We start from the raw sequence: 20,362 nt of genomic DNA, 5'->3' as shown, positions 1-20,362 counted from the left end.
TTTAATCTCTTTTAAGAAAAGATTTCACATCGTTTTCTATTAAATTTTTTAATTCTTCCTCTGATGGAAGTTGCAATTTATATTTACTTACAAATACTTCTTGTGGTAAGCCTCCAGTTGCGTAATGCACCAAAGCATTGTCTTTTTGACTACAAAGTATGATTCCTACTGGTGGATTGTCGCCGTCTGCCATTTCGTTTTCCCTAAAATAGTTCAAATAAACGTTCATTTGACCAGCATCAGAATGATCAAATTCACCAATTTTTAAATCAATTAGAATATGACATTTTAAAATTCTATGATAAAAAACGAGATCTACTCTATAATGTTTGTTATTGAATGATATTCTTTTTTGACGCGCTTCAAAGCAAAACCCTCGACCTAATTCTATTAGGAAATTTTGAAGATGATTAATAATTGACTGTTCTAAATCATTTTCAGAATATTGCGACAATTCTGGAATATTTAAAAATTCAAGAATATATGGACTTTTAATTATTTCTGAAAAATTAGAAATAGAATCGTTCTTTAATTTGTCAAACATCAATTCTTTATCTGAACTTAGTCCAATTCTTTCGAAAAGCATTGAATTTATCTCTCTCTGAAGTTGTCTAACTGTCCAATTATTTTTAATGGTTTGAAGTTCATAAAAACTTCTTTGTAAAGCATTATCTATTTTAATAAATTCTAAAATATGTGTAAAGCTTATTTTACTAATAAATAAATTTGGATTTTCAGTCGCAATAGATTTCACATTATTATTTATTTCAGATTGTCCAATCAATGATTGGATTATTTCATTAGATTCTAAATTGAAATGTCCAATCATTGATTGGATAGTATTAAACTCTTGATTATTATTTATTTGTAATTGTTCAATCAGTGACTGAACAATCGAAGGATAAGTTAGAAAGAAGTTTTTAAAACTATGAAGCATCATAAAAGACATTCCCTTCACTTTTCTATCCTTTAACCTTTTTGCAATATTTCTATATAAATTATCTCCGTATTCTGCTCGATCTAGACCTTTTTGTTCATACTCAAATAAATACATTCCTATAAGCCAGTTGCGCAATGTGTAAGCATAATTAACCTGCCTATTTGCATAATCAGAAAAGTATGAATTGATACTTTCAATTTGAATAGATATGTTTTCGAGGTTTTTCAATTATTTATTATATTGTCAATCATTCTTATTTATATCTTCTGAAATAATTTATTTCGTTCAAAATTTTTATAATCTAAAATAGTTAAACTTGCAGTCACTTTTACATGTTAGCAAAATCAGATTGTTATGCTGTGAGTAACCCCAATTTAAATATTTTAAATTTGTTCAATTATATGTCTCAAAGCCACTTTACTTGGCAACATCATTTTATACTTACTGGCAAAAATTTGCTCATTGTTTTCAGGTAGATTCTATTCAACATCTAAGTCACTTTTATTCTGACAAAGTACGATTCCAATAGTTTATTCAACTCTTTTGAAAGTCCTTTTATCAGTTGCTTGCCATATTCTGCGAGATCTTTTTCGTTTTTCTCTTCTTCAACAATCATTCGCCCAATATCATAATAAGTATCAACCATTGTTTAATTTATGGCCCTTACTACTTGTTGTTTTGGTTGCTGCAGCATATTAACAACCTGCGAGAATAGCGAATTATTTTGAAGATTTTCCACCATTAATTATAGTATCATTTATTTCTTTTCAGAACAATTGTAAGTTCATTATTGCAAATTTATAAAAACAAAAAAGGAAGTAGAAAGCACAAAGACAAAAGCAATAATAATGAATAAAAACTCTTTTTTACATATCATATTTTATAGTTGTTATTTGTTTTTATTTACAAACTAATCAACATTGATAATTTATATTTCTTTCAATTTATAAAAAGTTTTACCAACTTTATTAATATGCTCTTTCAAACTATCTGATTTTAAATTATTGTAAACTGAAATATCAAATTTGTAAGGAATAAAACTATCATCTAAATCGTGCCATAGTTTAGAGACATCTTCGGGAGTAGGCTCACCTAAAATAGTGATATCGATAACAGAACCTTCTTTGTAATTTCCTTTTGCTCTAGATCCATAAATAACCACTTCCTTTATAGATAAACTATTAGCTATTATTTCTAATATCTCTTTATAACTTTTATCGTATAATCCAAACATTATAAAAGAGTTTTCATTTTGATTTCAAATTCAGAGAATGCCGTAAAATAGGAGTGTAAAATAATATCTAAAATGGCTAAAATTTCAGACTGATCGTAAATATGAGACGTTAAATTTCTACTTTTTATCATACTAAACCAAACTTCTCCATTAGTAATTAATCCTACAGTAAAAGCCTCTTGTACTGCATTTTTACTTCCATATAAATCTGTTTTACCTTGTTCCTCTAAAAAATCTTTCATGACTCTCCAAGAGAGTTCTTGAGAAACTTCAAATGCCTGAATAACTCCTTGAAGTTCTAATTCTGTAAATTCTCTTTCTGCTCGTAACTGCTTTGCGTTTTTGAGCTGTCTAAAAGCATTAGTAAAATTTTCAAATCTTTGTTTCCATCGCACGTCTTGATTTTCCATAATATTTACGCTTCAATTACATCCAACTCAACCTTCAAATTCTTGATTATAAATTCCTGTCTGTCTGGCGTGTTTTTACCCATATAAAAAGACAATAATTGCTCAATAGAAGTATTTTTATCCATCATTACCGGATCTAAACGAATGGTTTCTCCAATGAAATTTTTGAACTCATCTGGTGAAATTTCTCCTAATCCTTTAAATCGAGTAATTTCTGGTTTAGGTTTTAGTTTTTCAATGGCCTGTTTTCGTTCGTCATCTGAATAGCAATAAATGGTTTCTTTCTTGTTTCGAACTCTAAAAAGAGGCGTTTGCAAAATATACAAATGACCCTCTTTGATTAGTTCAGGAAAAAATTGCAAGAAAAAAGTAATCAGCAATAATCGAATGTGCATTCCATCGACATCGGCATCAGTTGCGATCACAATATTGTTGTAACGCAATTTCTCAAGTCCATCTTCAATATCAAGCGCCGATTGCAATAAATTAAATTCCTCATTTTCATAAACAATTTTCTTGCTCATTCCGTAAGAGTTCAATGGCTTTCCACGCAAACTAAAAACAGCTTGTGTGTTTACGTCTCGTGATTTAGTTATCGATCCAGAAGCCGAGTCTCCCTCTGTTATAAAAAGAGTACTTTCTAAGTTTCTCGGATTTTTCGTGTCTGGAAGATGTGCTCTACAATCTCTTAATTTTTTATTGTGAAGATTCGCTTTCTTCGCACGATCAGTTGCTAGTTTCCGAATTCCAGATAATTCTTTGCGCTCTCTTTCAGCTTGTAATATTTTACGCAGTAAAGCATCGGCGGTAACTGGATTCTTGTGTAAATAATTATCTAATTTTGTTTTCACAAAATCATTTACAAAAGTACGTACCGATGGCATTCCTGGGTCCGAACCCATGTCAGTAGAACCTAGTTTGGTTTTAGTTTGTGACTCAAACACTGGTTCCATTACTTTGATGCTAATTGCCGTAACTACCGACTTTCGAACATCCGAAGCTTCAAAACTTTTATTATAGAACTCTCGAATCGTTTTTACGATTGCTTCTCTGTAAGCGGCAAGATGTGTTCCTCCTTGTGTTGTATTTTGACCATTTACAAAGGAATGGTACTCCTCACTATATTGTGTTTTACTGTGCGTTAATGCGATCTCAATATCCTCACCTTTCAAGTGAATAATTGGGTATTCTAGATCCTCAGCACTAATGGTTTCCTCTAATAAATCTCTCAATCCATTTTCAGAAAAATATTTTTCGCCATTAAAAATAATTGTCAAACCGTTGTTTAGGTAACAATAGTTTTTGAGCATTTTAATGATATACTCGTACCTAAATTTGTAATTCTTAAAGATAGACTCGTCTGGAATGAAAGTAACTTTGGTCCCTTTTCGCTTTGTTGTTTCGATTACATCTTCCTCTAAAACCAAATTTCCAGCGGAAAATTCGGCTGCTTTTTGCTTTTCATCTCGAACCGATTCTACGCGGAAATAATTGGACAAAGCATTTACGGCCTTTGTACCTACTCCATTTAATCCCACGGATTTCTTAAACGCTAGAGAATCATATTTTCCACCAGTATTCATTTTAGATACAACATCAATTACTTTTCCTAACGGGATTCCCCGCCCGTAATCACGCACAGTAACTGTTTTATCTTTGATAGTAACTTCGATTGTTTTCCCTGCACCCATGACAAATTCATCGATACAGTTATCTAAAACTTCTTTGAGAAGAATATAAATACCATCATCTGGTGACGATCCGTCTCCTAATTTCCCGATATACATTCCGGGACGCATTCGAATGTGTTCTTTCCAGTCTAGCGACCGAATATTATCTTCGGTATATTGATTTTGATCGGACATTGTAGTATTTGAGGATTTTAACTGCGTTCTTTTCTGTGTTAGCTTTTCGCTTAAGCCTTGAGCTTGCTAATGTAACGCAATTCGATAAAATTTAAAACAGCTAGGCTTCAAAGTTATTAAGAATGTTTTTGACAAAGTGATTTTGCCGAATTTTTTATAAAATTTGACTACGATTTTAAATGTAACACTAAAAAATTGTTACAATTTCTCTCAACTGTTTATCTAATTCATCATTAGAAATTTTACCCGTTTCAACATCAAAATTATCATCAAAACTTGGTAAAGAAAATACTTCTTTAATATTTCCACCATAAAACGGAAACGCATTTTTTGCCACTGCCAAAACATTTGATCCTCCTTTTGCTCCAGGCGAAGTTGCCATCAACAACATGGGTTTTTCTTGGAAAACTTTTCCGTTGATGCGAGTACACCAATCAAAAACATTCTTGAACGCAACAGAATAATTTCCATTATTTTCAGCCATAGAAACCACTAAAACATCAGCAGCTTCAATTTTAGCTAAAAATTTATAAGCGAGTTCATGTTTTCCTATTGTTTTTTCAATATCAACAGAAAAAAGCGGCATTTCAAAATCGTTTAAATCTAATACTTCCACTTCGGCATTTTCGAATAAAGACGCGGCATAAGTTGCTAATTTTTTATTGATAGAATTTTTACTAGGGCTTGCGCCAAAAGCGATTATTTTCATAAAAGTTTGTTTTTCCTTAAATGTAATAAAAAATAAAATAGTAGTGATTTCTTTTTTACCCCAGATTGAAGTGGAAAGCATTTTTATAGAAGGCTTCCTTTTTTCTTGACCAAAAAGAGCGACTGGAAGAAGCTCCTTTATGGTCTTAGAAAAAAAAGCGTTCTAGGAAAATCTTGAAATGGAAAGCTGGATTTAGGTACAAAGAAAGTGTTCAGTGTTCAGTATTCAATGCGCAGTGTTCAATTTGTAAGTCACAAAAAAACCGCAACGAAACATTTGCGGTTTGATAGTAGAAACTTTTGTTTAAAATTATTTCAATAAAATTGTGCCATAAAGACCTAAAATCATAATCACTAATGTTATAAAAAATGCAAAAAACCACTTTATCATATCTGTTTTTACTTCCTTAACTTCTAATCTAATATCATTTACATCTTGTTTAGTGGCTAAAAATTTATCGGCGTTGAGTCGTTTCTCTTCACTTCTAGAATCAATAAACGCTAACAATTCTTTGGCTTCTATTTCTCCAAGTTTTACTTTTAATTTATTGTATAGATTAATTTCTAGAGTGCTCATCTTTTGGATTTTATTAATTTCTGCTAATCAAAGATATGATTATATTTTAAAATTTATTAAAATCTTTTTAAGTGAATAAATTACTTTTAAAAATCGCATTTTGAATCGTTAAGCGATACCTAAACGTTAAAACGGAAGTGCATTACATCACCGTCTTTAACTATATATTCTTTTCCTTCAACTTTGAATTTTCCCGCTTCTTTACATTTAGCTTCTGAACCATACTGTACATAATCCTCGTAAGCAATTACCTCCGCGCGGATAAATCCCTTTTCAAAATCAGTATGAATTACTCCTGCAGCTTGAGGCGCAGTTGCTCCAATATTGATTGTCCAAGCACGAACTTCCTTTACACCTGCAGTAAAATACGTTTGTTGTTTTAGTAATTTATAAGCGGCACGAATAAGAACTGATGCGCCTGGCTCTTTTAAGCCCATATCCTCTAGAAAAACTTGGCGTTCTTCATAACTTTCTAATTCGGTAATATCAGCTTCAGCACCAACAGAAAGAATAATAACTTCTGCGTCTTCGTCCTTAACCAACTCCCGAATTTGATCTACGTATTTATTTCCGCTTACAGCTGAATCTTCATCAACATTACAAACATACAGTACAGGTTTTGCTGTAATTAGTTGGAACGATTCCATCAAAAGTTCTTCATCATTACCTTTCGGGGTAATTGTTCTAGCTGATTTTGCTTGTAACAATGTTTCTCTGATTCGGTCTAAAAGCGCTTTTTCGGTTTGCGCTTCTTTGTTTCCTGTTTTTGCAGCCCGATTTACTTTTTCCAAACGCTTTTCAACATTCTCTAAATCTTTCAATTGCAATTCGATATCAATTGTTTCTTTATCGCGAATAGGATTTACGTTTCCGTCAACGTGAACTATATTATCATTATCAAAACAACGCAAAACGTGAATAATGGCATTACATTCTCTAATATTTCCAAGAAATTGATTTCCTAAACCTTCGCCTTTACTAGCTCCTTTTACTAATCCAGCAATATCTACAATATCTACTGTAGCCATTTGCACACGCTCCGGTTTTACAAGTTCCTCTAATTTTTCAATTCTAGAATCTGGTACATTGACAACTCCTATATTTGGTTCGATGGTACAAAACGGAAAATTAGCACTTTGCGCCTTTGCATTTGACAAACAATTAAATAATGTTGATTTTCCCACATTTGGTAACCCTACAATTCCTGCTTTCATACTATTTTAGATTACAAATAGCAGCTGCCTGCTAAAGGTTTTTAATAATTACTTTTAAAAGTTTGCAAAGGTAAGATTTTATAAATATTAACAGTAAATAAACTTTAAGATTGTGATTATTTAAATCATCACTAAATTATATTTATTGCTAATTTTATGTTAAAAAAAATATATCTTGCGAACTATTATGAACCAAACCCGATTAAAAAATTAATTTATTATGAAAAAGAATGTATTATTAGTACTATTTTTATTGGTCACTTCATTTGCGTTTGCACAAAATGAAGTATCAGGAATAGTGGAAGACAAAACAGGAAATGCCTTGCCAGGGGTAAATATTGTTGAAAAAGGGACACAAAATGGTGTCTCAACTGACATGAATGGATTGTACAAAATTAAAGTAAAAGAAGGCTCAACTTTAATTTTTAGTTATGTTGGATACTCCAAGTTAGAGAGAGTAGCTAATGGATCAGTGGTAAACGTTGTCTTATCAGAAGAAGGTGGCGAAAACCTAAGTGAGGTTGTGGTTACTGGATCGAGAACACAGCCACGAAGTAATACCACATCAGCCCTTCCAATAGATGTTATTTCGGCAAAAGACCTAACATCGACTGGACAAATTTCATTTGACAAGGCTTTACAGTACAAGATTCCGTCTTTTAATACGGTTCAAACTCCGGTAAATGATGCTACATCATTATTAGATCCGTACGAAATTAGAAATATGGGACCAAGTAGAACTTTGATATTGATCAATGGAAAGCGTAAAAACTTAAGTTCATTGGTTTATGTGCAAACATCTCCAGGACGAGGAGAAACAGGATCTGACATATCAGCTATTCCGACAGATGCCATAGAAAGAGTAGAAATACTGCGTGATGGAGCATCGGCACAATATGGTTCGGATGCTATTGCAGGAGTAATGAACATTATCCTAAAAAAGAGCACTAATGGCGGATCGGTAACTGCAAGAAGCGGCGTAACTTCAGAAGGTGATGGCGAAATGATTGGGGTAAGCTTAAATAATGGAAGTACTGTAGGAGATAAAGGATTTGTTAATTATACTATCGATTTTTCAAAAGTGAACTTGGCTAATAGACCAGGTAGAGTTGATGCATTTGGCGATGCTAAAGACTTTTTAGCTAATCCACCAACTAGACCAAATCCTACACCAGCAGAAGTTGCATTAGTTCAGTCATTCTTGGATCAAAAACCAGATGCAGGGAACATCAACGGTTCTCCTGAAACTTTGGCGGCTAAGTTTTTAGTAAATGGTGGATTAGAACTATCTGAAAACACTGAACTATATTACAATGCAGCGTATGTTTATAAAAAAGTAAACTCTTTTGCAAACTATAGAACCCCTTACTGGAGATCGTTAGATCCAGCTAATCCATATCTTGCTGATTTTTTTGGAGATGGAACTGCAGCTTCTTACAAAGGTTATGTGCCAACATTTACAGGAGATTTGAACGACTACAACGCCACTTTGGGCTATAAATTTGTTAAGAATGGATGGAATACCGATGCAAGTATTACTACTGGAGGAAATAAACAAGAGTACTCTGTAACAAATTCGGTGAATAGATCTGACCTTCAAGACGCTAATGGAGAAAATGTTTATTTAGAAAACAGCCCAATATCTTTTAAACCAGGAGGAACTTCTTTCAATCACATTGTTGGAAATTTAGATATGTCCAAAACATTATCTAATAAAATAAGTATTGGTTTTGGTTCTGAATTTAGAACTGAAAATTTCGAGGTAATTGAAGGAGATAAGGCATCTTGGGATGGAATTGGTGCAGATTCATTTGCAGGAAATAGACCAGAAAATTCAGGTAAATGGAATCGTTACAATTTAGGAGCTTATTTTGATATTGCGTATGATGTAACAGAAGATTTCTTGATAAATGGAACATTGCGTCATGAGGAGTACAGTGATTTTGGCGGAGCTACGATTTGGAAATTAAGCTCAAGATATAAATTTTTAGATGATAAAGTTACATTAAGAGGATCTATTTCTACAGGATTTAGAGCACCAACATTACACCAAATTTATACTCAAAAAGCACAATATTCATTTGTAGCTGGCCAAGGAATTCAAGTAAGTGGAATTATAAATAATGTTTCTCCACAAGCTCGTGTTTTAGGAATTCCTGAGCTAGACGCTGAAAAATCAACAAATGTTACAATAGGTTTTGGAGCGAAACCATCTAAAAACTTTAATTTTACGGTCGATTATTACAACATTAAGGTTGAGGATAGAATTGTCCTTGGAGATAGACAAGACACTCAGTTTGGTAACGTTGCATGGTTTTCAAATTCATTTGACTCCAGAACAGCGGGATTAGACTTTGTAGCGAATTACAATAATATTTTATTGGGAGAAGGAAAATTAGGATTTAATTTATCTGGAAATATTACATTACAAAATGAGAGAATCTCTCCTGTAACTAACAATTCATTTGGTCCTATTCTTGATGCATTAACGTTTACTTCAAGACCAGAAACAAAATGGATTTTAGGTGGTAATTATGAGATTGCAAAATTCGATTTTTCAATTAATAACACTTATTTTGGAAAAACAATTTTCAAACAAGATGGTCTAAATAACAATTTAAGAACAGAATTTACTCCTAAAATTGTTACTGATCTTGGAGTTACTTATTCAGCAACTGAAAAATTAACAATTGCTTTAAACGTGAATAATTTATTAAACGTTTTACCAGAATGGAAATTCAAAGCAGAAAATGCTGCAGGAACAGCTATTTTAAATGATCCTGCTCAAGTAAAAACACAGTCAAACTTAATTACTTTCAACCAACGTTATTCTCAAATGACTTATGATGGTTACCACTTTAGCCAATTAGGAACTATGTTTAATTTATCATTGAACTATAAATTTTAATTCTTTTTTTAAAAGTTTAAATAGGGCTGTCGCAATGACAGCCCTATTTTTTTATATCTATGTCTAAACTTTAATTCTTCACACTTATTATTAAAGACAAGCCCTATTGCGGCAAAATTGAGATAAACAAACCTTCACAATACTTTATACTGTTTAGGCAGACTGTTACTTTATCTTTAAAAAAAATGGAGTCGGTGATAGTGATACTCCACACCTTTATCCCTCGCGATCAATTATTCACCTATTAATACTTTAGAAATTATACGTTTTGCATTTTGAAAACTCTTCATTAACGCACCATCATAATTAAAGTAAAAACAATTAAAGATAATACCAGTCAATATTTAGCCATAATTATGTAACCTTTAAGTATAATTGCATAACAATAACTCTTACAAACCATTGTAGATTTGCTACTTATTAATTAGATAATTAGATATTATGAAAACGATAACCTTAAGCTTAATTGCTATTTTATTTTCAATGAGTACGCAAGCTCAAATCAAAAATACTAAATCCGAAGTAAAAAAAACAGTGACAACTGTAACAAACGCTGAGGGTGAAAAAAAATCGGTAAAAACAGAAGAAGTAAAAGAAAATCAAAAAATTGAGCTAAAAAACGCAGATTCAAACGATTTAAACAAAGAAATAAAAACATCTCCAGTAGAAGTGACTTCAACCACAACGGTTTCAGCAAATGGAGTAACCAACAGTGTGGACGTGGATCGGTCCTCTTACTATGATTTAAATGGTGAGAGATACCAAGTAAAATTATCAGAGAGTGGGTACAACATATACCAGCCCAACGCAAAAAAAGCAGCTGTCTTGAGAAAAACTTCCAATAACAATTATATCTATAGCGCTAAAAACAAAACTTCTTTTGGTTACTTCAATGCGGATGGTAATCTAATTCTAGAATCTTATGATCCCGTTACAGATAAAGTAACTGTTGAAACTTTTATGATTATCCAAAAATAAAAACAAAAAAAACAAAAAAATCCTGATAATTCAGGATTTTTTTTTGACTAAAAATTTAATTTTTAGCTCTATTCATTATGCAAGAAAGCTTGTCTGTTTAGCAAGGTTTCTTCACTTTCAACGTGATCATCATCTGGCACACAACAATCTACCGGACATACTGCAGCACATTGTGGTTCGTCATGAAACCCTTTACACTCTGTGCATTTGCTTGGAACAATATAATACACTTCATCAGAAATAGGTGTTTGAGCTTCGTCAGAATCAACTTCGGTACCATCTGGCAAAATTACTTTCCCTTTTAGCTTAGTTCCGTCCTTATATCTCCAGTCGTCTGCTCCTTCGTATATTGCTGTATTTGGGCACTCCGGTTCACAAGCGCCGCAATTTATACATTCATCTGTTATAATAATTGCCATTGTTCTTTTTTTTAAAGTAGAAAAAATAAGTTCTTGGGTTTGCTTTAAAACATCTGTTTTTATACTAAACGCTAATTACTTTATCCTTATTTTTGTGCAAAATTACAATCAAAACTATTCATAAGCAAACATTATGACATTAGAAACAAAAAAAAGTGTTTTTGTTGAATTAGGAAAATTTCTAGGTCAGTTTTCCGAAAAAAATACTTTAAAAGATCCCGCTGTTTTGCAAAATGATACATTCTTTGAAGCGTTCATAGATTTAATTAAATTGTCGCAATCTCATAACGGCTGGTACACTCCCGAACAAGTATATTTTTCTATTCAATCATGGGCAGAAGCTCTTACAGAAGAAAATTTAAATCAGTGGCTTTCCGCTTATGATTTAGAACAAAACAAAACTAAAAACGTTGCCTTGATCCTTGCAGGAAATATTCCGCTAGTAGGATTTCATGATTTTTTATCTGTTTTGATTACTGGCAATACTGTCTTAATCAAAACATCCTCAAGCGACCAGCATTTATTACCTTTTTTATCAAAATATATAATCGCTATTGAACCTAAATTTACGGATAAAATTAAGTTTATAGAAGGAAAATTAGAAAATTTTGATGCAGTTATTGCTACTGGAAGCAACAATACAGCACGTTATTTTGAATATTATTTTAAAGATAAACCATCTATTATTAGAAAAAGTAGAAATTCAATAGCAGTCTTAAATGGTAGTGAAACTAAGGAACAACTTGCCGCTTTAGGGGAAGATATATTTAGATATTTTGGTTTGGGATGCCGAAATGTCTCTAAACTTTTTGTGCCAAAAGATTATTCTTTCGTTCCTTTTTTTGAAGCTATTTTTGAGTACCAAGATGTTATACATTATGAAAAATATGCTAACAATTACGATTACAACAAAGCCGTTTTTTTAATGAGTAATTTTAAATTACTTGATAACGGATTTTTGACTTTGAAAGAGGATAAAAGTCATGCTTCTCCTATCTCTAGTGTTTTTTATGAGAACTATCAAAACATTAGCAAAGTCAAACTGCGATTACAAACTGAAGTTGACCAAATACAATGTGTAGTTAGTGCAAATTTGATTGAAGGAAGTATTGATTTTGGACAAACTCAAAAACCTGCATTATGGGATTATGCAGATAACGTGGACACTATTTCGTTTTTGTTAACAACATAGTGATAATATGTTTAATAATTACGAAATAATTACCGCTTTTTAAAGTCCTATTTCCGAAATTTGCCTCTTAATTTTTTGGACATAAACTACACCATGAAAAAACACAACTACAGCGCAGGACCTTGTATTTTACCGCAAGAAGTTTTTGACAAATCAGCACAAGCCATTTTAAATTTTAATGATTCGGGCTTATCCCTTTTAGAAATATCGCACAGAAGTAAAGATTTTGTCGCTGTTATGGATGAAGCAAGATCACTCGCACTGGAATTATTAGGACTAGAAGGAAAGGGCTATCAAGCACTTTTTTTATCTGGCGGAGCAAGTTTAGAATTCTTGATGGTTCCTTACAATTTGATGAAGGAAAACGGCAAAGCAGCTTACCTCGACACGGGAACATGGGCAAGTGGAGCCATAAAAGAAGCGAAACTTTTTGGAGAAACTGTGGTTGTTGCGTCGTCAAAAGAACAAAATTACAATCATATTCCAAAAGGATATACAGTGCCAACGGACGCTGATTATTTTCATTGCACTAGCAACAATACCATTTTTGGTACGCAAATGAAGGATTTTCCATCACTAGAAATGCCAATTGTTTGCGATATGAGTTCTGATATATTTTCCAGAGTTATAGACTTTTCAAAATTTGATATTATTTATGCTGGAGCACAAAAAAATATGGGTCCTGCAGGAACAACTTTAGTTGTTATCAAAGAAGAAATTTTGGGTAAAACCGCCAGAGTAATTCCTAGTATGTTGGATTATGCTAAACATATAAAAGCGGAAAGTATGTATAATACGCCACCTGTATTTCCTGTTTATGCCTCGTTATTAACCTTACAATGGTTAAAAAATCTTGGTGGAATTGCTGCAATTGAAAAAATAAATAATGCAAAGGCTGCTTTAATTTATGCTGAAATAGATAGAAATCCTTTGTTTAAAGGAGCATCCGCTATAGAGGATCGTTCAATAATGAATGCTACTTTCTTACTAAATGACGAAGCTCATGCCGCAACATTTGATGCCTTGTGGAAAGCTGCAGGGATTTCTGGATTACCAGGTCATCGTTCTGTAGGCGGATATAGAGCTTCAATGTACAATGCACTTCCATTGGAAAGCGTTCAGGTTTTAGTAGATATTATGAAAGAACTAGAATCTAAAGTATAAGCGCCCTAAACGTTGAACGGAACAAAGAGTGTTCAAAAATTAATATATTTCCGGGATTCCTAGCCCCGATAGCAGTGAAAATCCTTTTTATTCGCCTCAGCGAATAAAAAGATTGAAACGAATAGCGGGAAATAGCTCCTAAAAAATTGAAAAAAACAAGAGGATCACACGTTTTTATCCTCGAAATAATATAAATATGAAAATATTAGCCAATGACGGAATTTCAAAAAGTGGAATTCTAGCTTTAGAAAAAGGTGGATTTGAAGTAATAACAACAAAAGTAGCGCAGGAACAAGTAGCTAATTTTGTGAATGAGAACAATATAGCTGTAGTTTTAGTACGAAGCGCAACTAAAGTTCGCAAAGACATTATAGATGCTTGTCCAGGACTAAAAATTATAGGACGTGGTGGTGTAGGAATGGACAATATTGATGTAGATTATGCTAAAAGCAAAGGGATTCATGTTATTAATACGCCCGCTTCGTCATCAGAATCAGTGGCAGAACTAGTTTTTGCTCACTTATTTTCTGGTGTTCGTTTTTTACATGATTCAAATAGAAATATGCCTTTAGAAGGTGACACCAATTTTGATGGCTTGAAAAAAGCCTATGCAAACGGAATTGAATTAAGAGGGAAAACACTCGGAATTGTCGGAATTGGACGCATTGGTCAAGCTACTGCTAAGATGGCACTGGCTTTGGGAATGAAAGTTATTGCGGCGGATAGTTTTATCCCACAAGTAGATGTGAAAGTTGAGTTTTTTGACGGTCAATCTATAACAACTAATATCGTTTCACAATCATTAGAATCTTTATTTAAGGACGCTGACTTTATAACGTTGCACGTTCCTGCACAAGATGGTTATATCATCGGTGAAAAGGAATTAGCAATTATGAAAGATGGTGTAGGTATTGTAAACTGTGCTCGAGGTGGTGTGATTGATGAAGTGGCATTAGTGAAAGCACTTGATAGCGGAAAAGTACTTTTTGCAGGATTAGACGTTTTTGAAAACGAACCAACTCCCGAAATGGCTATCTTAATGAATCATAAAATTTCGTTGACACCGCATATTGGTGCGGCAACTGCAGAAGCACAAGATAGAATAGGTACAGAACTTGCATCTCAAATAATCAGCATATTGACTTAAAATTTTATACAATCAATTCAAAAGGGATTTATTAACAATTTGTAATAAATCCCTTTTTTATTAGTTTTGAAACCTAATCTAAAACTAAAATTCTATTTTTGAACAATCACCACAATTGGTGCAACAATTGGGAATTGAATCTATTGTAAGAAATAACACCATTCCAGTTAAGCAAAATGAACCAGTTATTAACGAGGTTAGCAATTCTGCTTAGTCTGGATTACAAAAAATGGTTGAAGAAGGTGGATTTGATCATCTTGCAGGATTGTTTCAAGGAAACAATACATCAAATCATACAAATCCGCTAGTTAAAAAAATTACCAACGAACTTACTGGGTAAATGCAAAATTTGGTGTCAACAATGAAACTGCATCAGGTTTAGCAGCAAGTCTAATTCCACAAAGTTTACACTTCTTTGTAAACAAAGCCAAATATTTTAATGATAGTAGTTTTCAAGTTTCATATTTAAATATGTGCTATTTCTGGAAATGGTATTTAAATTTGCATTCTATATATGCAATTTCGAAATATAAAGGTCTTTTACAATTTGGTAAACCACTTTTTTTTATAAATAGGCTGTATGCCAGCGTTTTAATTTTGTAAATTTATGCAATCAAAACCATCATTATGAAAAATAGTATTTATGTAGTCATTGTAATTATTGCTGTTATAGTTGGCTGCTCTACAACAAATTCAAAGCTTAATGCTAAAAAACAGCCAGTAGTCTCACAAAGTGACACAGTTAGAATTGCAAATGAAGAACTAGAATATGAAGTAATTATTATTGATATTGGTTTTAATCCTTGGTTAAATTCTATTGCGTTACCACGAAATTATTATACTCAAACTTTTCTGGAGAATAAAAATCAATTCTACATTACCGAATGGAATATAAGAGCAGCTCAACCCACACTATATAATCCTCTTTTATATGAAATGATAATCAATTATGATCGATCTATAAATTATGGTTACGAGGTAAACTACTTAATTTACAATTATATGATTTTTTTCCAAAATACATATAAACAAAATCTTTTTGGAATTGTGCCTATTAGATAATGTAACTACCTTTGCAGCTATTATATAAAAAAATGAAAAAGCTCAAAGAGCGTTGGAAAATTAAAAGCAATTATCAACTTACAATAATTTTTATTGTATTTGCAATAACCGGTTCGTCATCCGCTTGGCTCTCAAAGCCATTTTGTATATGGTTAGGAATTACAAAAGAAGATTTAGGTTTTTGGTTTACACTTATTCGACTTATTTTAATTTTTCCAATATACCAAATTCTTCTAGTGGTAATTGGATCATTGTTTGGCCAGTTTAAATTCTTCTGGAATTTCGAAAAAAAAATGCTTCGAGCAATGGGATTAGGATTTCTTTTTAAATCATAAAAAACGCCTCAGTTAAGAAGCGTTTTGTTTTTTTATCAGATACTTGTAAATCCATGTTAATGTAAAAGTAGGTATAAAATCAGAGAATGGTAAAATCTCTTCAATAAAAGTAATCACCCCTCCAACTTTACCTATTGTTCCTTTATACATCCAAGTCATTAAAAATCCAGCTAACGGAGCCCAAATAACATCTGAAAATTCGCCAAGAAATGGAATTGTAAAAGACAACATTCCTATGGCATCAAAAAGAATTCCTAAAAATAAATTCCTCGTTTTATTCCGTTCGATGCTAACTATTTGAATAATTTCTGCCATAGCGTTTTAGGTATTTTTTTCAAACTAAGACAAATTTAATGCCAATTAATTTTTAAGCTTCATTTGGTATAACTTTTTCAGTTTATCAATTTTGGGCGTAATCACATAACTGCAATATCCTTGCGATTTATTTTGATTGTAATAGTTTTGATGGTATTCCTCAGCTACATAAAATTTAGGTGCTTCAGAAATTTTTGTCACAATAGCTTTTCCAAAAGTATTTTCGCTTGTCATCAAAGCTATATAATCCTGTGACATCTGTTTTTGAGTTGGATTATGATAAAAAATTTCACTGCGATATTGTGTGCCTATATCAGCTCCTTGACGATTCAACGTTGTTGGATCATGCGTTGCAAAAAATATCTCTAATAATTCTCCAAAACTAATGACAGCAGGATCGAAAGTGATTTCAATTGCTTCAGCGTGTCCAGTTTCTCCTGTTCCAATTTCGCTGTAAGTTGGATTAATGGTTTTACCACCAATATATCCCGAAACCACGGTTTTCACTCCTTTTAATTCTAAAAAAACTGCTTCTGTACACCAAAAACATCCTCCAGCGAATGTCGCTTTTTCTACTCCATTTTCTACTTCCATATTTTTTGTTTCTACGCCTTTTGGTACCACAATATTCTTTTCCTTTGCACAAAATGAAAAAGGCAATAATGCTAAAAAAAGTCCGATTATTCGTTTCATGATTTTATTTTAACGACCAAAGTTATTCATTTAAGGATACCAAAAAAATTGCGTTAACTAAAGTTTATACTTTGTGAAAGTAAAATAAAAAGGTTTGCAATTCAAACTAATTAAAATCTTTGTTTCTTTGTAAAAATACTCAAAGGATGATATCTATCAAAAATTTACATAAATATTACGATCAATTACATGTCTTGAAAGGAGTTGATTTATATATTGAAAAAGGAGAAATTGTCTCTATAGTTGGTGCATCTGGCGCTGGAAAAACAACACTTTTACAAATATTAGGAACACTAGACCACCCTAGCCCGTTACCTCAGAATGGAGGAACAGAAAATCAAAAAACAGAAACTTCTTTATTGATAAATAATCAAGATGTTATGAAAATGAATGATAAAACTTTATCTAAATTTAGAAATTTGAATCTAGGTTTTATATTTCAATTTCATCAATTATTACCAGAATTTAGCGCTTTAGAAAATGTATGTATCCCTGCGTTCATAGCAAATAAATCCAAACAAGAAACAGAAATCGAAGCCAAAAAGTTATTGGATTACCTTGGACTTTCGCATCGAATCAATCATAAACCAAACGAACTTTCGGGAGGCGAACAACAACGTGTGGCTGTTGCAAGAGCATTAATCAACAAACCAGCAATTATATTTGCCGATGAGCCTTCTGGGAATTTAGACACGGCTTCTGCTGAAAATTTGCACCAGCTTTTTTTTAAATTAAGAGATGAATTAGGTCAGACTTTTGTAATTGTAACTCATAATGAAGATTTGGCCAATATGGCAGATCGAAAATTAATTATGATCGATGGACAAATTAGCAATTAAAAATTATATCAATTTTGCTAGTGGCAAACCTTCAGCAATTATCATAAATGGGCCGCGAATTTTTAAATTGTAATGCTACCATTTAAAATTTGTTCGCTCAAACATTTCTAAATTAAATTTACCAAACAAACTGTTTTCGACTATGACCAACTCAGAATTAAAAGATTTTCTGGACGAAAAAGTTCTTCAATACAACACACTCGAATTTATAGAAAGTGACCCAGTTCAGATTCCACATTTATTTACTCAGAAGGAAGATATTGAAATTGCAGGTTTTTTAAGCGCGACAATTGCTTGGGGAAATCGCAAAATGATAATCAAAAATTCTCATAATATGATGGAACTAATGGGAAATGCGCCTTATGATTTTGTGATGTCGCATTCTGAAAAAGATTTAGAAGCATTAGAATCCTTTGTTCATCGAACTTTTAATGGAACAGATTTTTCTAGTTTTATCCAAAGTTTGAAAAATATCTATCAAAATCACGGTGGATTAGAAGCTGTTTTCAGTAAAAATCAACAAGCTGATTCCATGCAAAAAAGTATTCATGAATTCAAAAAATTATTTTTTGAGATTCCGCATTTAAATAGAACCCAAAAACACGTTTCAGATCCATTGAACAACTCGGCAGCAAAGCGCATTAACATGTATTTGCGGTGGATGATTCGTCAAGATAACAAAGGTGTTGATTTAGGGATTTGGAAAAGTATTTCACCAGCTGCATTATCTTGCCCTCTTGATGTACATTCTGGAAATGTAGCCAGAAAACTGAGTTTATTAACTCGGAAACAAAATGATGGAAAAGCGGTTGCTGAACTAGATCTTCAACTCCGAAAATTAGATAGTAAAGATCCTGTAAAATACGATTTTGCTTTGTTTGGATTAGGCGTTTTTGAAGGATTTTAAAATTTTGGTATAGACTTAAAAACCACAAAATACTAAAATACTTTTTTTTAACGTACATTTGCACAAAATAGCAATTTATGAGCACTTTTGAGCAATTCAACCTTCCTAAATCAGTACAAAAATCAATTGATGATTTAGGATTTACAACACCAACACCCATTCAACAAAAAACTTTTTCGGTAATTATGTCGGGAAGAGATATGATGGGTATTGCTCAAACTGGTACTGGAAAAACATTTGCTTACTTACTACCATTATTAAAACTTTATAAATTTACTCCTGGGCACACTCCTAAAATAGTAATTCTAGTTCCTACTCGTGAATTAGTTGTTCAAGTAGTTGAAGAAGTTGAAAAATTGACAAAATACATGTCGGTTCGTACCGTTGGAATTTTCGGTGGGGTGAATATCAATACCCAAAAAACCATCGTTTATACAGGTTGTGATATACTTGTAGGAACTCCAGGTCGAATCATGGACTTAACACTAGATAATGTAATTCGATTTGAAGAAATGCAAAAACTGGTGATCGACGAATTTGACGAAATGTTAAACTTAGGTTTCCGAACGCAGTTAACCGCTATTCTGGCGATGATGCCTAAAAAACGTCAAAACATACTTTTCTCTGCTACGATGACTGATGAAGTAGATGCTATTTTGAATGATTATTTTGATTATCCTGAAGAAGTTACGCTTTCGGCATCAGGAACGCCATTGGAAAACATCAAACAAATTACATATCAAGCGCCTAACTTTAATACTAAAATAAATTTATTAAAACACTTGTTGCAAAATAACGAGGACATGAGTCGTGTTTTAGTGTTTGTCAATAATAAAAAAATAGCCGACTTAGTTCAAGAACGAATTGAGGAAGATTTTGAAGATCAATTTGGAGTTATTCACTCTAACAAATCGCAAAATTATCGATTGAGTACGATGGCTTCATTCCAAGAAGGCAATTTACGCGGGTTGATCACTACAGATATTATGGCTAGAGGTTTAGATATCTCGAATATTACTCATGTTGTAAATTTTGAAATGCCAGAATTACCTGAATTGTATATGCACAGAATAGGTAGAACGGGTCGTGCTGATGCCAAAGGAACTGCTATCAGTTTAATTGCACCGCGAGAAGAAGAGTACAAAGTTGAAATTGAAGTGCTGATGAATATGGAATTATCAATCGAAGAGTTCCCTGAAACAGTAGAAATTTCATCAAAACTAATCGAACCTGAAAAAGACAGACAACCAATAAAATTTTTGATGAAAAAACAAAAATTAGATGGTGATGGCGCATTTCAAGAAAAAAGCAAAAAGAATAAAAAAGTCAACTTAGGTGGTCCAGGCGTAACTAAGAAAAAAACGCACGGATCAGTTAACAGAAACATGTTAAAAACAAGAAATAAAAAACGAAAAGATAAGAATAAATAGTGGTCAGTGTTCAGTTTCTAGCGTT

General features: G+C 32.4%; 21 protein-coding genes. 10 read left to right on the top strand and 11 right to left on the bottom strand.

Annotated elements, in window-relative coordinates; genetic code table 11:
• Nucleotide 1: 1 nt before the first annotated feature.
• From BUB42_RS05585 to ychF, 8 genes are all read right to left on the bottom strand, one after another.
• Nucleotides 2-1,168, bottom strand: coding sequence for a PDDEXK nuclease domain-containing protein (locus BUB42_RS05585; protein WP_073018036.1), 1,167 nt, complete (start codon nucleotides 1,166-1,168; stop codon nucleotides 2-4).
• Between the two features lie 262 nt (nucleotides 1,169-1,430).
• A complete protein-coding gene (locus tag BUB42_RS16210) occupies nucleotides 1,431-1,586 on the bottom strand; it encodes a DUF1016 N-terminal domain-containing protein (RefSeq protein ID WP_139257295.1) in 156 nt (51 codons plus the stop codon).
• A 282-nt stretch (nucleotides 1,587-1,868) separates the two neighbouring features.
• The gene (locus BUB42_RS05575) at nucleotides 1,869-2,174 is read right to left on the bottom strand and encodes a nucleotidyltransferase family protein (RefSeq protein ID WP_073018035.1); all 306 of its coding nucleotides are present in this window, start codon (nucleotides 2,172-2,174) and stop codon (nucleotides 1,869-1,871) included.
• Complete coding sequence (locus BUB42_RS05570; protein ID WP_073018034.1) at nucleotides 2,174-2,584, bottom strand: nucleotidyltransferase substrate binding protein; 411 nt, start codon at nucleotides 2,582-2,584, stop codon at nucleotides 2,174-2,176. The genes BUB42_RS05575 and BUB42_RS05570 overlap by 1 nt, the downstream gene beginning before the upstream one ends.
• A 5-nt stretch (nucleotides 2,585-2,589) precedes the next feature.
• Nucleotides 2,590-4,449 carry a DNA topoisomerase IV subunit B gene (locus BUB42_RS05565; RefSeq protein ID WP_073018033.1) on the bottom strand — a complete coding sequence of 620 codons (1,860 nt, stop codon included), beginning with the start codon at nucleotides 4,447-4,449 and terminating at the stop codon, nucleotides 2,590-2,592.
• A gap of 187 nt (nucleotides 4,450-4,636) precedes the next feature.
• Complete coding sequence (locus BUB42_RS05560; RefSeq protein ID WP_073018231.1) at nucleotides 4,637-5,158, bottom strand: NADPH-dependent FMN reductase; 522 nt, start codon at nucleotides 5,156-5,158, stop codon at nucleotides 4,637-4,639.
• A gap of 309 nt (nucleotides 5,159-5,467) precedes the next feature.
• Entirely contained in the window at nucleotides 5,468-5,734 is a 267-nt protein-coding gene (locus BUB42_RS05555; RefSeq protein WP_073018032.1) for a hypothetical protein, read from the bottom strand.
• A 119-nt stretch (nucleotides 5,735-5,853) separates the two neighbouring features.
• A complete protein-coding gene (gene ychF, locus BUB42_RS05550; RefSeq protein WP_073018030.1) occupies nucleotides 5,854-6,948 on the bottom strand; it encodes a redox-regulated ATPase YchF in 1,095 nt (364 codons plus the stop codon).
• A 220-nt stretch (nucleotides 6,949-7,168) separates the two neighbouring features.
• Between ychF and BUB42_RS05545 the strand changes: the two genes are divergently transcribed.
• Complete coding sequence (locus BUB42_RS05545; RefSeq protein ID WP_073018028.1) at nucleotides 7,169-9,856, top strand: TonB-dependent receptor; 2,688 nt, start codon at nucleotides 7,169-7,171, stop codon at nucleotides 9,854-9,856.
• A gap of 441 nt (nucleotides 9,857-10,297) precedes the next feature.
• Nucleotides 10,298-10,834 carry a hypothetical protein gene (locus BUB42_RS05540; RefSeq protein WP_073018026.1) on the top strand — a complete coding sequence of 179 codons (537 nt, stop codon included), beginning with the start codon at nucleotides 10,298-10,300 and terminating at the stop codon, nucleotides 10,832-10,834.
• Nucleotides 10,835-10,902: 68 nt separating this feature from the next.
• Here BUB42_RS05540 and BUB42_RS05535 read toward each other — a convergent pair whose 3' ends face one another.
• Complete coding sequence (locus tag BUB42_RS05535; protein ID WP_073018025.1) at nucleotides 10,903-11,253, bottom strand: 4Fe-4S dicluster domain-containing protein; 351 nt, start codon at nucleotides 11,251-11,253, stop codon at nucleotides 10,903-10,905.
• Nucleotides 11,254-11,386: 133 nt separating this feature from the next.
• Between BUB42_RS05535 and BUB42_RS05530 the strand changes: the two genes are divergently transcribed.
• The 5 genes from BUB42_RS05530 (at nucleotide 11,387) to BUB42_RS05510 (ending at nucleotide 16,153) form a co-directional block, all read left to right on the top strand.
• Nucleotides 11,387-12,445: an acyl-CoA reductase gene (locus BUB42_RS05530; RefSeq protein WP_073018023.1), complete on the top strand. Its 1,059-nt coding sequence runs from the start codon at nucleotides 11,387-11,389 to the stop codon at nucleotides 12,443-12,445.
• Between the two features lie 93 nt (nucleotides 12,446-12,538).
• Entirely contained in the window at nucleotides 12,539-13,609 is a 1,071-nt protein-coding gene (serC, locus tag BUB42_RS05525; RefSeq protein WP_073018021.1) for a 3-phosphoserine/phosphohydroxythreonine transaminase, read from the top strand.
• Nucleotides 13,610-13,805: 196 nt separating this feature from the next.
• Nucleotides 13,806-14,756 carry a D-2-hydroxyacid dehydrogenase gene (locus tag BUB42_RS05520; protein WP_073018019.1) on the top strand — a complete coding sequence of 317 codons (951 nt, stop codon included), beginning with the start codon at nucleotides 13,806-13,808 and terminating at the stop codon, nucleotides 14,754-14,756.
• Between the two features lie 627 nt (nucleotides 14,757-15,383).
• The gene (locus tag BUB42_RS05515; RefSeq protein ID WP_073018017.1) at nucleotides 15,384-15,818 is read left to right on the top strand and encodes a DUF6146 family protein; all 435 of its coding nucleotides are present in this window, start codon (nucleotides 15,384-15,386) and stop codon (nucleotides 15,816-15,818) included.
• A 32-nt stretch (nucleotides 15,819-15,850) separates the two neighbouring features.
• Nucleotides 15,851-16,153: a DUF6787 family protein gene (locus BUB42_RS05510; protein WP_073018015.1), complete on the top strand. Its 303-nt coding sequence runs from the start codon at nucleotides 15,851-15,853 to the stop codon at nucleotides 16,151-16,153.
• Nucleotides 16,154-16,165: 12 nt separating this feature from the next.
• Here the strand turns inward: BUB42_RS05510 and BUB42_RS05505 are convergent, their stop codons facing one another.
• Nucleotides 16,166-16,468: a hypothetical protein gene (locus tag BUB42_RS05505; protein WP_073018013.1), complete on the bottom strand. Its 303-nt coding sequence runs from the start codon at nucleotides 16,466-16,468 to the stop codon at nucleotides 16,166-16,168.
• A 45-nt stretch (nucleotides 16,469-16,513) separates the two neighbouring features.
• Nucleotides 16,514-17,161 carry a peptide-methionine (S)-S-oxide reductase MsrA gene (msrA, locus tag BUB42_RS05500; protein WP_170857189.1) on the bottom strand — a complete coding sequence of 216 codons (648 nt, stop codon included), beginning with the start codon at nucleotides 17,159-17,161 and terminating at the stop codon, nucleotides 16,514-16,516.
• A 146-nt stretch (nucleotides 17,162-17,307) separates the two neighbouring features.
• Here msrA and BUB42_RS05495 point away from each other — a divergent pair, with 146 nt between their 5' ends.
• The 3 genes from BUB42_RS05495 (at nucleotide 17,308) to BUB42_RS05485 (ending at nucleotide 20,337) form a co-directional block, all read left to right on the top strand.
• Nucleotides 17,308-18,000, top strand: a complete 693-nt coding sequence (locus BUB42_RS05495) for an ABC transporter ATP-binding protein (protein ID WP_073018011.1) — start codon at nucleotides 17,308-17,310, stop codon at nucleotides 17,998-18,000.
• Nucleotides 18,001-18,142: 142 nt separating this feature from the next.
• A complete protein-coding gene (locus tag BUB42_RS05490) occupies nucleotides 18,143-18,907 on the top strand; it encodes a TIGR02757 family protein (protein ID WP_073018009.1) in 765 nt (254 codons plus the stop codon).
• 77 nt (nucleotides 18,908-18,984) lie between these two features.
• Nucleotides 18,985-20,337 carry a DEAD/DEAH box helicase gene (locus tag BUB42_RS05485; RefSeq protein WP_073018007.1) on the top strand — a complete coding sequence of 451 codons (1,353 nt, stop codon included), beginning with the start codon at nucleotides 18,985-18,987 and terminating at the stop codon, nucleotides 20,335-20,337.
• Nucleotides 20,338-20,362 lie beyond the last annotated feature (25 nt).

The sequence above is a fragment of the Flavobacterium micromati genome (assembly GCF_900129585.1).
GTDB lineage: Bacteria > Bacteroidota > Bacteroidia > Flavobacteriales > Flavobacteriaceae > Flavobacterium > Flavobacterium micromati.
The sequence above is the reverse complement of the archived record's forward strand: the minus strand, read 5'-3'. Positions and strand labels throughout refer to the sequence as shown.

Excerpts from the sequence above, each read along its gene's own strand:
- BUB42_RS16210 (WP_139257295.1), bottom strand. The coding sequence starts at position 1,586 with ATGGTTGATACTTATTATGATATTGGGCGAATGATTGTTGAAGAAGAG.
- BUB42_RS05575 (WP_073018035.1), bottom strand. The coding sequence starts at position 2,174 with ATGTTTGGATTATACGATAAAAGTTATAAAGAGATATTAGAAATAATA.
- BUB42_RS05570 (WP_073018034.1), bottom strand. The coding sequence starts at position 2,584 with ATGGAAAATCAAGACGTGCGATGGAAACAAAGATTTGAAAATTTTACT.
- BUB42_RS05565 (WP_073018033.1), bottom strand. The coding sequence starts at position 4,449 with ATGTCCGATCAAAATCAATATACCGAAGATAATATTCGGTCGCTAGAC.
- BUB42_RS05560 (WP_073018231.1), bottom strand. The coding sequence starts at position 5,158 with ATGAAAATAATCGCTTTTGGCGCAAGCCCTAGTAAAAATTCTATCAAT.
- BUB42_RS05555 (WP_073018032.1), bottom strand. The coding sequence starts at position 5,734 with ATGAGCACTCTAGAAATTAATCTATACAATAAATTAAAAGTAAAACTT.
- ychF (WP_073018030.1), bottom strand. The coding sequence starts at position 6,948 with ATGAAAGCAGGAATTGTAGGGTTACCAAATGTGGGAAAATCAACATTA.
- BUB42_RS05545 (WP_073018028.1), top strand. The coding sequence starts at position 7,169 with ATGAAAAAGAATGTATTATTAGTACTATTTTTATTGGTCACTTCATTT.
- BUB42_RS05540 (WP_073018026.1), top strand. The coding sequence starts at position 10,298 with ATGAAAACGATAACCTTAAGCTTAATTGCTATTTTATTTTCAATGAGT.
- BUB42_RS05535 (WP_073018025.1), bottom strand. The coding sequence starts at position 11,253 with ATGGCAATTATTATAACAGATGAATGTATAAATTGCGGCGCTTGTGAA.
- BUB42_RS05530 (WP_073018023.1), top strand. The coding sequence starts at position 11,387 with ATGACATTAGAAACAAAAAAAAGTGTTTTTGTTGAATTAGGAAAATTT.
- serC (WP_073018021.1), top strand. The coding sequence starts at position 12,539 with ATGAAAAAACACAACTACAGCGCAGGACCTTGTATTTTACCGCAAGAA.
- BUB42_RS05520 (WP_073018019.1), top strand. The coding sequence starts at position 13,806 with ATGAAAATATTAGCCAATGACGGAATTTCAAAAAGTGGAATTCTAGCT.
- BUB42_RS05515 (WP_073018017.1), top strand. The coding sequence starts at position 15,384 with ATGAAAAATAGTATTTATGTAGTCATTGTAATTATTGCTGTTATAGTT.
- BUB42_RS05510 (WP_073018015.1), top strand. The coding sequence starts at position 15,851 with ATGAAAAAGCTCAAAGAGCGTTGGAAAATTAAAAGCAATTATCAACTT.
- BUB42_RS05505 (WP_073018013.1), bottom strand. The coding sequence starts at position 16,468 with ATGGCAGAAATTATTCAAATAGTTAGCATCGAACGGAATAAAACGAGG.
- msrA (WP_170857189.1), bottom strand. The coding sequence starts at position 17,161 with ATGAAACGAATAATCGGACTTTTTTTAGCATTATTGCCTTTTTCATTT.
- BUB42_RS05495 (WP_073018011.1), top strand. The coding sequence starts at position 17,308 with ATGATATCTATCAAAAATTTACATAAATATTACGATCAATTACATGTC.
- BUB42_RS05490 (WP_073018009.1), top strand. The coding sequence starts at position 18,143 with ATGACCAACTCAGAATTAAAAGATTTTCTGGACGAAAAAGTTCTTCAA.
- BUB42_RS05485 (WP_073018007.1), top strand. The coding sequence starts at position 18,985 with ATGAGCACTTTTGAGCAATTCAACCTTCCTAAATCAGTACAAAAATCA.